Origin of the sequence: Funiculus sociatus GB2-C1 (genome assembly GCF_039962115.1) — a bacterium.
Classification (GTDB): domain Bacteria; phylum Cyanobacteriota; class Cyanobacteriia; order Cyanobacteriales; family FACHB-T130; genus Funiculus; species Funiculus sociatus.
The window spans coordinates 16479-28600 of sequence record NZ_JAMPKJ010000077.1 but is presented as its reverse complement, the minus strand read 5'-3'; the positions used below and the strand labels follow the sequence as shown (position 1 = coordinate 28600).

Here is a 12122-nt window from a genome sequence, read left to right as displayed (position 1 = left end):
TAGGTGTCAACAATTTTTTGCCGCAGGTCAAGGGAGTAGGGTTTCATCTCTAATCAAGAAAATACTCATGCTCTATGCTTTGAGCGTACCTCACTAGACAGGAAAAGGCTATAAACAAGCTCTTAGCGTTTTTGTCACCGGACAAAGCTCAAAAATTATACGCCTTAAGCTTGATAGTACAATTGTATCATTAAAAAGTCGTTGTATCCACACTTAACTTCACTAAACTGGTCTAATTGGTTTAGATATAAACAAGGATAAAGAGTTTTAGTGAAATCACTACAAAGAATAACGGTGTATTAGAGTTTTTCCTTAGCCAAGAGGAAAAGAGTTTTCTGTACGATCGCATTCTCATTTTCCCGTTTTTCTAGTCTAGAACGCGATCGCATAAAGCATAGATTGCCTAAACTATCTGCCTAAGTGGAATCTCAATAATAAACTCCGCTCCCCTTCCCGGTGCTGAGAGACATTCCAATTTACCATTGTGCTTTTCTACAACAATCTGGTAGCTAATTGCCAAACCCAGTCCAGTGCCTTTGCCAATGGCTTTGGTAGTAAAAAAGGGATTAAATAACTGTTGTCTCACCGCCTCTGTCATTCCAGAGCCATTATCCGCAATTCTGATAACGACGCGATCGCAGTCTAGTACCTCAGTGCGAATTTTGATCCAGCTGGGATTTGCCTTTATTTCCGAAAGCGATCGCTTTTTGTTGTATTCATCCAACGCATCAATGGCATTCGCGATCAGATTCATAAACACTTGATTAAGTTGTCCTGCGTAGCACTCGACCTTAGGTAAGTGACCGTACTCCTTAATCATCTGAATGTTGGGATGATCCGGTTTTGCTTTCAGGCGGTTATGCAGAATCATTAAGGTACTATCAATTCCTTCATGAATATCAACCGCCTTCATTTCAGCTTCGTCAATTCGCGAAAAATTCCGCAAGCTAAGCACAATCTCCCGGATGCGATCTGCCCCCACCTTCATTGATGACAACAGGTTAGGAAAATCTTCCATCATAAAATCCAGGTCAATTGCTTCTATCTCCTCTTGAATTTCTGGCGTTGAATTCGGGTATTGCTGATGATAGAGCCGCAATAGATTTAATAAATCTTGGGTGTATTCTCTGACATGGGTGAGATTCCCAAAGATAAAGTTAACTGGGTTATTAATTTCGTGAGCAATCCCTGCAACCAATTGTCCTAAACTGGACATTTTTTCGCTTTGAATTAGTTGACCTTGAGTGCGTTGGAGTTCTTGGAGTGTATGTTCTAGCTGCTGATTTTTTTCTTTTAACTGAACTTCTTTCTCCCGACGGGCTTCCTCTGCTTGTTTGCGAGCGGTAATATCCATCACGGTGAGACCAAGACCCATTGGCTTGCCGTCTTCTCCAGGTATGGGAAATTGAGAAGTCAACCAGTGCATCAAGACGCCTGGATTGCTAGGTAATTCACCGCACGCCTCCATGTTGAGAATCGCTTCGCCTGTCGTCAGGACTTTGCGTAACGTCGATTCAATATCTTGTGCAACGTCGGGCAAGACTTCAGCCAAGGATCTTCCTAAATGTTCTTCTACAGACAGGCCATTGAGCTGTGCTAACGCTTCGTTGATTTGCAGATACCGCATCTGGTCGTCAAGAATAGAGAGTCCGATCGGGGCAACGCTAATAAATGAGTTCAAAAGCTGCTCGCGCCGCGCTAATTCTTTTTCCAACGCCTTGCGATCGCTAATGTCTCGCGACATTCCAATCAAACCGATAACGTTTCCTTGGGGATCGCGGTAGATATTTTTTGTTGAGAGATACGTTACTGCGATGTCATTGATATAGACGATTTCCTCTAACGTCTGAGTTGTCCCAGAAGCCATAATTCTGCGGTCTGTCTCCATAAGTTGAGGGGCGACCTCAGGTGGAAATACCTCGGAGTCATCCTTACCAATCATCTCCTCTACAGACTTGCCAAGGAGGTTGGCACCAGTGGAGTTGACCATCAAGTAGCGACCCTGAAGATCCTTGATAAAAATGATATCGGTAGTTCCTTCAATGATCGTGTGCAAGAGGTTATAGCTTACTTGGAGCGCCTCCTCTGTCTGCTGGCGTTCGGCAATTCGCTGGTGTAATTGCTCGTTCAGTTGACTCAGCTCAATCGTGCGCTCCTCAACTCTATCTTCTAGCTCTTGATTTACCTGTTTTAGTGCTGCTTCTGCTCGGTGGCGCTGGGTGTCAACAGCATTTAGGAATCTGGCATTCCACCAGATTATAAAGGCAAAAATAACTACGTTGAATACGCCAAAAAGAGCCAGCCCAGCTTCGCTGTCATAAATCTGAGATTGGTAGCCCCATAAAATGAACCACCCCAAGGCTGAGGGAATACCAATCGCGGCTGGCGACATCCGCCGCGCCATCAATCCGCCTGCTTTGTCGCTCGTAACAACTGTCATCAGTCCTCGATCTGGACAAGCAAACAGGATGCCGCTGGAAAGCAGGATGAATGCGATCGCTGTGTGCAACGCCACACCCGTGTTGTAACTCTTGCCGTACAACGAGGTGATGCCGTAGATATAGCCCAAAAGGCCCAGGAAACCAATCAAGAATCCGCCTAAGCTAATGCAATGAGCCGGACGGTACATCCTTTTTGATAACAGCAAAAGGGCAGAGCCAAGCATCAGAAAACTTAGGGCGCTATTGGTAGACATTCGCCCTGGTGCAGAAGTGCCAACAGCGCCTCCTGGGTCTTTAAACAGCAGTTCATCAATTCCTATATTCCATCCAAACCCATACTCTATTAGTGTCAATAGTCCGATTAAAATGACGATGATTGCCAACATTTGAGAAAGGTCAAACGAAGACTTTCTCCGCTTATCTTTTGCGTTTTGTCTTCTATGTTCCGCGTCGTGCCACAAACACAAAGACAAGCCTGCCAGAATAAAGGCTATGCTTGTGTTAGCTTTCATGCTTACCAGCCCTGGCAAAATGCTTTTAAGGACTGTAATATCTAATATCCAGCCCAATAAAACAACACAGCCAATTAGGGTGGCAATAATACCGGCTTTTCTGGAGTAGGATTGTAGAGACGCGGCGAATTCAGTTTTCTCAGTCATAAGATGCGGACTTTAATAAATATTAGTAACTTAATATTTTTTGTTAATTAATATAAAAATATTTTTAGATTTTGCTACAAATGGGTTGTATAGATTAGCTAATTTATTTGGCTGAAAAAGCTATTATTGCGTAAGTACAGACTGAACTATAAAATTATTTAAAATAAACATAGGATATTTTTACTTATTATAAAACCGTATTTGTATTGACTATTTATCTGTTATTAGCCAAAAAGTAAGTAAATTTACAGACAAATGCCTTGGACTCTCGGAAAAAGAACAAGTCAGCGATCGCTTTTGTATTTATCGCGAGGACGGTAGCGAATAGGGAAGCCGATAAACCAGCCAAGCCAAGCAATCTTGAAAAGATTTAATAAATTCTTTTGCGTTCGCCCCTCAATCAGGTAGGAAGGCAAGAAATCGCATCTCTACGCTATGCTGGAATCGCCAGTTAAGCCTGAGTTGACAGAATGCACTGGATATTATCTGGGCCATTAAGTGTAGAAAAGGTGAAAGTAGCGATCGCAATGCCGACATCTTTGCACAAAACAAAACTGGTGCAACTGTCAGATTTGCACTACGATGGTCTGCGGCTGTCCGATGAACTGTTAGCACAAGCAATTGCAGCCAGCAATCAACTTGAACCAGACCTAGTTTTATTGACAGGCGACTACGTAACCGACGATCCAACCCCGATTCATAAGTTAGTGCGATCGCTAAAACATCTGAAAAGTCGTTTTGGTGTCTATGCCGTACTCGGCAACCACGATAATTATTACCGCCATTCAAAACAAGAGGTGCAAAATGCCCTGACTAACATCGGCATTCGCGTCCTTGAGAACGAAATCGCTTATCCACTGGGAAAAGCATTACCTATAGTCGGACTCGCTGATTTTTGGTCGCCGGAATTTAACCCCGCCCCCGTAATGAATCAACTTGACCCGAATACACCCCGTATCGTCTTATCTCATAACCCAGATACCGCCGAAATTTTGCAACAATGGCGGGTTGATTTGCAACTCTCAGGTCATACTCACGGCGGTCAAGTGGTGATTCCAGGGTTTGGCCCGGCGGCAGGATTGCTGCAACACTTGCGCGACATTATTCCCCAACCGATGCAGGCTTTGGTGCCTTTTATGAAGGAATGTAATAAAGTCGTGCAGCATTGGGAATGGGCTTCTGGATGGCATCAGGTGGGAAAAAACCAGCTGTATGTAAATCGCGGATTGGGAACCTATTTACCGGGACGATTGTTTTGTCCGCCAGAAGTTACGGCGATTACTCTCGTAAGTCAGTAGGCTCATATCTTGCACCAAGCCCTCAGAATGGAATTCTGGGGCTATTACATTCCAAGTCCGCCTGCTTTGGCTAACTGAAAATCAAGGATTTGTAACTTGCGTAGGCAGGTTTCGTTTGTTTAGCTGCGCTTTCAACCGCCTAGTGCAAGATATCAGTAGGGCTGAGTTCCTGGGCGAAGAAGTGCTGAGTATCTTTTAACTCAGCACTGTTCTACTTAAAAATAGTTGTTAGTTGTTAGATAAAGAATCTATGTTCTCCTTCATTCGGTCAGATTTATCTGGGCTACGCGCCTATACACCGCACCCAGGCGGGACATCAGGGAGTCCAGTTGCCTCAGACATTCCTATCGACCGCCTGGATACCAATGAATGCCCGTTTGATTTGCCTAAGGAGTTAAAAGAAAAGCTGGCTTGGACTTATCAGCAGCTGATTGAGACAAATCGCTATCCTGATGGTAGTCATGCTGAACTGAAGGACGCGATCGCGCAATACGTCAATGAATCGATTTCCCCTGTATTAACTCAGGGGGAGGCAGGTGAAAGTTTAATTAGCCCAGCTAATATTTCTCTAGGCAACGGTTCAGATGAACTAATTCGTTCTCTGTTGATTGCCACCTGTTTAGGAGGAGAAGGGTCGATTTTGGTAGCTGATCCCACCTTCTCTATGTACGGCATTCTCGCTAAAACGCTGGGCATCCCTGTAGTCACTGTGGGGCGTAAGCAAGCAAATTTTGAAATTGACCTGACCACCGCCCAAAAAGCTATTGAACAAACCTCCAATCCACCAATCCGGGTGGTGTTCGTGGTTCATCCCAACTCCCCTACAGCCAACGCCCTAACCGCTGCTGAGTTGGAATGGCTGCGGAGTTTGCCAGAGGAGATTCTGGTAGTAATTGACGAAGCTTATTTTGAATTTAGTCGGACAACTGTTGTTGGAGAATTACACCATCGTCCGAACTGGGTGGTGTTGCGGACATTTTCCAAAGCCTTTCGACTGGCAGCTTTAAGAATGGGTTACGCGATCGCACATCCGGAAATTATCCTCGCCCTGGAAAAAGTCCGTCTCCCCTACAACCTCCCCAGCTTCACCCAAGCTGCTGCATTGCTGGCCCTTTCCCATCGCCAACTGCTACTCGGTTGCATTCCCGAAATTCTCACCGAACGCGAAAAGTTACTCGACTTTCTCAAACAGCAACCAAATTTACAAATTTGGCACAGCGAGTCTAACTTTATTTACCTGCGTACCCCCACAGAGGAAGCCCTTACCAACTTAGCCCACCAACTCAAACAGCTGGGAACGTTGGTGCGACACACTGGCGGCGGCATCCGTCTTACCGTAGGTACTGAACCAGAAAATCAGCGATCGCGCCAACATCTTCTAGCAGCTTTAAAAACTATTTCTTAAGGGTGAAGAATTAAAAATTAAAAGTAACTTTTTTAATTTTTAATTCTCAATCATCGATCTCACGCGCCCTGCTGATAGTGTCTGGCAAAACACCTACCAAAAGCGCCAAAGCATCATCAGGTATTTGGGCAATTGTCTCCGTACCAAAAAACTGCTTAAACTGCTCAATTATCTTCTGCGCTCGTTGCAGAGGCACCGGATTATCCGTTATTTGTCTAGTAAGTCGAATCCACTGCCGCCGAATCAAATAAGCATTTTGCCGTTCCTGGGCAGATTCAGGACTCACCAACGACAAATTGCCCACTGGCAGCACCTGCTTACAATCCACGTCAAACAAGCCACCCACAGCCGATCCAGGCCCTGCAAACTCTGCATGGTAGCTCTTATAAAGGATCAAGCCATTCCGACGGCGACTATTGACAATCAACAGATGTTTATTACGCATCTGAGTGAGGATATCAGAATTTTCCTCGTCAGGGTTCGGGGTTGCGTTTGTCATGTCATTAGAGAGACGATCGCGAATAACACCGGTAGGGCTTTGATTAGCATCAGCTTTGTATATAGCAGCCTGGTAGCTCTGTTCGTTTGTGCTATCCATGTCAACTTTTACTGATAGATTTTTCCGGTGAAAATATATCCGAATTGGCAGCACATAAACTTGCTTCAATTCTGTGAGTTCTGGATGGAGGAAGCGCTTAAGAGTCAGTTAGACATCTGTTATATAAATAATAGTTACATTAACAACACATTTAACATCAGTAAGTATAAGTCACTAATCTGTAATCTCGCAGTTTTATTTTATGGCATATGGCCCAATGTCAGGAAATTACAAAAGTAAGTAGCACCCAACAGCCATCAGCAAAGTAGGGACACGGCATCGCCGTGTCCCTACGTATTCAAGGGATGAAAATTTTTTTCCAATCTCACGCTTTTTTCATGAGTTGTGGTTTTGAAGTTTAGGAGTCAAGTGTTTGTGCAAAAACAGCCTTCGGGGACGCATAAACAGCAAGTCGCTCCAGCTGGGATCAACCTTGTGCAGTTCATATCCCGCCTTCAGATAAAGCTGCCTAGCTTGATGATTGTTTTCGAGAACGTGGAGGTAAATATCTTCAAAACCCCACTCTAGAGCTATTCGCTCGCAGTAGCGCAGCAATTGCAGCGCTGCGCCGCGCCGCCGACACGACTTGTAGACAGCCAAATTGGAGATATAAGGATATTGAGAACCCCAAGGTTGCCAGGAAGAGGGACGGAGCGCCATTTCTACAGTGCCTACCACAGAATCATCAGCGTGTTCAAACTCTGAGGGTTGGGAGTAGATGCGATCGCTATTTCCCTGATTAGTGCCGCCAACAGGCTCAAGAGCGACTAAACAAATGTAATTCTCAGGAGCCGAGCGCAGCCGATTCCGCAAATCTTCATAAATTCCTAATCGAAAAAGAGGATAGAACCAGTTCCAAATCCCATTGCGCGGGTGAAAACTATCCGCCAGGATCTCAGTCAGACCTGTCAGATCGCTTTGGCGGGCCGTCCGGATAATAAAGTGACAGGCAATTTTGGGTTGTACGTCTTTTTCGGGTTGGCGGTGCAAAACTAAAGGAAAGCAGTGGTGAGGAGCTAGCCCAGTTGGATCTCTAGCAGGTTTCATCGTAGATCATTTTGTACAAATTTTCGCGGTTCAATATTGGTCATCAGAGGTAAATAGCCCTCCTTGAGCGTAGCTTTTTTCGCCGCCATTCCCGCTTTTGGCAACGACTAAATGCCAAAAGCCGCCCATCCCTTAAGCTTTACCTATTCCAATAAGAGTTTTTTTTGGCAACCACCTGCCCTACCGAAACGTCTTGACTTTCAAGAGCAGCTTTTATTCCAGCAAGGATACTATTGTACAAGGAGTGCATTGACCCCGTGGAGTACAGGCAGCGTCATAGACTAGGCAGAGTAGGCTTATATCCGGAGCAGCAGCGTTCTTGGAGGTATTCCGCTAATAGCCTGTTGTCTGACAATTTGGTGTCGGGATAATGAAAGTGTGGGTTAAACCAGTTATAACTGAGATTCCCTCACAAAAATTAAAGAAACTGATCTAGAGCGAGTATCTTAAATAGAAAGCAAGTGAGAAGTGCATTTTCTCCCCTAAAAATAATTAAATTAATTGAGCGGGACACCTTAGTTGCCAGTTGGCTGACGACAGAGAACAGCTATTGCCCTACCACAACAAGCATCGGTGTTAGAGAAGCGACTTTTCAAAATCTAGCGACTAAGGGCATATACGCTAGTGTCGCCTACGCCCAATATAATATCGGGGAGCATAAGGTAGCATTAGGGTGTTTTTCTCAGAACAGCCGAGGACGCGGCAAAAGTGAAACTAAAAACTTAAGATCAATTGGGGTGCATCGCCTAGCTTGGCCACAGCTTCCGGAGGCGGAAACAGTCATATGGGGATAGTAGCTTTATATATCTATAATTCGTCTTCCTCTTACGTCCGTAAGCCATCTTGATCCCTGGAAGAATCTGTGCATGAGGATACTATTTTTAAACCGCATGGGCGTATGTACGAGCTACGCGCTACAACAGCAGGAGAGCGGGGCATGAAATCCCAAGGCAGCAAAAAGCCGAAAATTCTGGTTGTCGATGACGAACCAGACAACCTCGACCTGCTTTACCGAACATTCCATCGAGACTATAAGGTACTCAGGGCAGACAACGGCCCAGCTGCCCTGGAAATTTTGGCATCCGAGGGCGATGTTGCGGTGATCATCTCGGATCAGCGTATGCCTTTAATGAGCGGTACTGAGTTTTTGAGCCTCACCGCCACTCAGTATCCAGACATTATCCGAATTATTTTGACAGGTTACACCGATGTCGAAGACTTGGTGGAAGCTATCAACGCTGGTAAGGTCTTCAAATACGTCACAAAACCTTGGGACGCTGCCGAGCTAAAAGCGCTGGTGCAGCAGGCAATGGATACCCACAACGTCCTGAAAGTTCGTACTGAGGAACTTTGCCGGACGCTGCGCCGAGAATCGCTGCTGAATACAGTCACCAATACAATTCGCAATGCCCAGTACCGAGGCGGGGGTGGTTCGCCCCTGCGGCAAGTCCTCCAGACGATTGTAGAAACAGTCGGTCATATGTTGGAGGTGAGTGTTTGTATTCTGCGTCCCTTCCAAGAAGACCAGATGGCAGATGAAGGGTTTATTTATCAAAGGCAAGAGGCAAACGGCAAACGGCGATTATCAGGACTGTTGACTTCTGGATTAAAACCTGAGGCACAAGGCAAAAGTGAGGATTTAGGAGCTAGGACGCTGGAAGAATACGCCAGTGCGTCCTCCGTCCTCATACCTGCGTCCTTTTCTTCTCTAGATTCACATAGAGAGCAGCAAGATGAAGACACCGACTCAGGTCTAGGTCAGTTGGTGTGGGAAACGCAGGATGTGGAAGTGATTAATGATGTTGAAACTGATGAGCGATTAAGCGCTCATACCCCGGAAATTAGGCAACGGCTTGAGGCTATGCGAAAGCAGGACATTCACTCTAGCCTGGTGGTGCCGCTGTATTGCCAATTGGAATTGATGGCAGTGATGGCACTACATCAGTGTGGGGAGCCGCGTGCATGGCAGGATGATGAAATTCAGCTGGTGGTAATGGTGGCGGATCAAGCCGCTTTAGCTCTTTCTCAGGCACGGGCTTATGAGCAAGTTTCCTATTTGGCACGTCGAGAGGCGCTTGTCAATACCATTACCACGGCTATCCGCTCCAGTCTTGACCCGCAGGATATTTTTGCGGCGATTACTCAACAGCTGGGACAAGCTTTGCAGGTAGATGGCTGTGCTTTGTCTCTTTGGAGGGAGGAAGATGAGTTTGTCCAGTGCGTGGGCTTGTATGACGGAACAGAGATCCGTGTGATGGACGACGCTATGGGGGCGGAGTCGGTTATCGAACTTCAAAAGCCAGAATTTTTAACTTATAATTCAAGGCTTTTCACAGGCACTGCCTCGACAAATCAAAACTCAAAACATGAAGCTAAGAATTCTCAATTACCCCAGTCAGTGGTACCCATTGCTGGTAATCCGGTTTTGCAGCAACTACTCTCTACGCAACAACCAGTGGTAATTGACGATTTGGGTCAACAACCAGAAATGAATGGGTTTGATCTGCCTTTGCGGAGTCCGGCGCGGGCGCTGTTGGTGGTGCCGTTACTCTCGGATGGTCGGATTATTGGCAGTATTACGCTGCGCCAAACGCACAAATCGAGACGGTGGCACGCATCGGAGATTGAATTAGCTCAAGCTGTGGCAGCGCAGGCAGCGATCGCAGTTCAACAGTCCCGACTCTACCAAAAAACCAGGCAACAGGCAGAGCGATTATTAGAATTAGACCGTCAGAAAACCGAATTTTTCCAAAACGTTTCTCACGAGTTCCGGACACCTCTGACTCTGATGCTGGGGCCACTGGAGTCAGCTGTCAACCAGCATCAAGATTTACCTTACGAACAAGCTGCGATCGCTCTCCGCAACTCCCGCCGCCTGCTGCGACTGGTCAATCAACTGCTGGACATCCAAAGACTTGATGCCGGAAAGATGCAGGCTAGTTTCCGCCCCTGTAACTTGGTGGAATTTGTCGAGACAATTGTCGAAGCCTTTCGCCCCTACTGCGAGAAAAAAGGCTTGAATCTGCTTACCTACACCAGTCCTTGTCTTCCGGTTTACTTAGATTTGGAAAGATTTGACAAGGTACTTTACAACCTTCTGTCCAACGCCATGAAATTTACTCCCGTGGGGGGTACAATTACCGTGACGGTTGAATCCGCTGGGGATCACGTCCGAGTACAGATTGCAGACACTGGCATTGGCATTCGCCCAGAGCAAATCCCCCATCTTTTTGAACGATTTCGGCAGGCGGAAGGGTCAGTTAACCGATCCTACGAAGGCAGTGGTTTAGGTTTGGCGCTGGTGAAAGAACTGGTGGAACTGCACGGCGGTCAAATTTCCATAGGCTCAGTCTACACAGAAGGCAGCACCTTTACTGTTTGGTTGCAAACTGGTACAGCTCACCTACCGTTAGATCAAGTGTTGGAAGTGCCAACCGAAGTGCAGTTCAATCGGGCTGCGGTAGAATTAGCCGACCTGGAGATAGAAGAAGAAGCTCTTGAGAGTGAGGAGTTAATAGTTAACGCTGAGGAGTTAAAAGAATCTTCAACTCCTAACCCATCACTCCTAACTCATCACTCCTCCCACATCTCCTCTATTTTGGTGGTGGACGACAATCCGGATCTGCGAACCTATGTATCTCGCATTCTGCTAAATGAAGGCTATCAAGTCTGGACAGCACGCAACGGGGACGAAGGATTCACCGTAACTAAAAATCGTCGTCCTGACCTGATTGTGACGGATTTGATGATGCCTTTGGTGTCGGGTCTGGATATGATTCGGATGATCCGCGAACAGGAGGAATTGAAGGGGACACCGATTATCTTGCTCACCGCTAAGGTGGACGAGGAAACTCGAATTGAAGGCACCAGTAGAGGGGCAGATGCCTATCTAGCCAAGCCGTTTAATGACCGGGAATTGTTATCCTCGGTACGGAATTTACTGGCTCTCAAGGAAAACGAGCGCCGGGTTTTGGAGCTAAATAGTTACTTAACAGAGTCGGTATTGAAGCGCTTTTTACCACCATCAATGGTGCAGAAGGCGGCGAGAGGGGAACTAAAGCTGGATTTAAGTCCGGAACCCAAATTGATTACCGTTTTGTTTAGTGACATTGTGGGCTTTACTCAGCTGGCAAACAACTTGCGATCGCGCAAGGTGGCAGAATTGCTCAATGAGTATCTGGAAGCTATGACCAAAGCTGTATTTGATAACGGCGGCACAGTAGATAAGTTTGTCGGAGATGCCGTGTTAGCTTTGTTTGGAGCACCAGAGGAACTAACACCCAACGAACAGGTACGACGAGCGATCGCATCTGCACGACAAATGCACGCTTCTCTAGAGCTACTTAACCAAAAATGGATCGAAGATGGTCTGGTTGGCACTAACGGACGCAACCCTGTACAGTTTCGCTGCGGCATCCACCAGGGAACGGCAGTGGTAGGAATGTTTGGCGGTGCCGAACGATCCGACTACACTGCTGTTGGCCCTAGTGTTAATATCGCCTCTCGTCTTCAAGAAGCAGCCCAACCCAATAGCATCCTGGTTTCTGCCGCCGTTGCTGATTATCTGGACGAAGATGAAATGACCAAGCAAAGTCCACTCACCCTCAAAGGCATTGATGAAACTGTTCTCAGCTTTGCCGTGAATCCGCAAAAAAGTCCTGAAGCTTAGAGTGG

General features: G+C 46.4%; 8 protein-coding genes. 4 read left to right on the top strand and 4 right to left on the bottom strand.

Annotated features, from left to right (window positions below):
- Positions 1-403 precede the first annotated feature (403 nt).
- Together NDI42_RS24830 and NDI42_RS24825 are read right to left on the bottom strand one after the other, a co-directional pair.
- Entirely contained in the window at positions 404-3100 is a 2697-nt protein-coding gene (locus NDI42_RS24830; RefSeq protein WP_190457335.1) for a PAS domain-containing sensor histidine kinase, read from the bottom strand.
- A gap of 284 nt (positions 3101-3384) precedes the next feature.
- Entirely contained in the window at positions 3385-3516 is a 132-nt protein-coding gene (locus NDI42_RS24825) for a hypothetical protein (RefSeq protein WP_348231677.1), read from the bottom strand.
- A gap of 54 nt (positions 3517-3570) precedes the next feature.
- Here NDI42_RS24825 and NDI42_RS24820 point away from each other — a divergent pair, with 54 nt between their 5' ends.
- Both NDI42_RS24820 and NDI42_RS24815 read left to right on the top strand, forming a co-directional pair.
- Positions 3571-4398, top strand: coding sequence for a metallophosphoesterase (locus NDI42_RS24820; protein WP_190457333.1), 828 nt, complete (start codon positions 3571-3573; stop codon positions 4396-4398).
- Between the two features lie 250 nt (positions 4399-4648).
- Positions 4649-5803, top strand: coding sequence for a histidinol-phosphate transaminase (locus NDI42_RS24815; RefSeq protein ID WP_190457331.1), 1155 nt, complete (start codon positions 4649-4651; stop codon positions 5801-5803).
- Between the two features lie 46 nt (positions 5804-5849).
- On the opposite strand, the gene NDI42_RS24810 is transcribed toward NDI42_RS24815, so the two are convergent.
- Both NDI42_RS24810 and NDI42_RS24805 read right to left on the bottom strand, forming a co-directional pair.
- Positions 5850-6401: a hypothetical protein gene (locus NDI42_RS24810; protein WP_190457329.1), complete on the bottom strand. Its 552-nt coding sequence runs from the start codon at positions 6399-6401 to the stop codon at positions 5850-5852.
- A 336-nt stretch (positions 6402-6737) separates the two neighbouring features.
- Positions 6738-7448, bottom strand: coding sequence for a GNAT family N-acetyltransferase (locus NDI42_RS24805; protein ID WP_190457327.1), 711 nt, complete (start codon positions 7446-7448; stop codon positions 6738-6740).
- A 461-nt stretch (positions 7449-7909) separates the two neighbouring features.
- Here NDI42_RS24805 and NDI42_RS24800 point away from each other — a divergent pair, with 461 nt between their 5' ends.
- Positions 7910-8242: a hypothetical protein gene (locus tag NDI42_RS24800; RefSeq protein ID WP_190423441.1), complete on the top strand. Its 333-nt coding sequence runs from the start codon at positions 7910-7912 to the stop codon at positions 8240-8242.
- Positions 8243-8385: 143 nt separating this feature from the next.
- On the top strand, positions 8386-12117 hold the full coding sequence (locus NDI42_RS24795) for a response regulator (protein ID WP_190457325.1): 3732 nt from the start codon (positions 8386-8388) through the stop codon (positions 12115-12117).
- Positions 12118-12122: the final 5 nt, after the last annotated feature.

Bases quoted from the DNA above. Each gene is read 5' to 3' on its own strand.
- NDI42_RS24820 (WP_190457333.1), top strand. From the start codon at position 3,571: ATGCACTGGATATTATCTGGGCCATTAAGTGTAGAAAAGGTGAAAGTA.
- NDI42_RS24815 (WP_190457331.1), top strand. From the start codon at position 4,649: ATGTTCTCCTTCATTCGGTCAGATTTATCTGGGCTACGCGCCTATACA.
- NDI42_RS24830 (WP_190457335.1), bottom strand. From the start codon at position 3,100: ATGACTGAGAAAACTGAATTCGCCGCGTCTCTACAATCCTACTCCAGA.
- NDI42_RS24805 (WP_190457327.1), bottom strand. From the start codon at position 7,448: ATGAAACCTGCTAGAGATCCAACTGGGCTAGCTCCTCACCACTGCTTT.
- NDI42_RS24810 (WP_190457329.1), bottom strand. From the start codon at position 6,401: ATGGATAGCACAAACGAACAGAGCTACCAGGCTGCTATATACAAAGCT.
- NDI42_RS24795 (WP_190457325.1), top strand. From the start codon at position 8,386: ATGAAATCCCAAGGCAGCAAAAAGCCGAAAATTCTGGTTGTCGATGAC.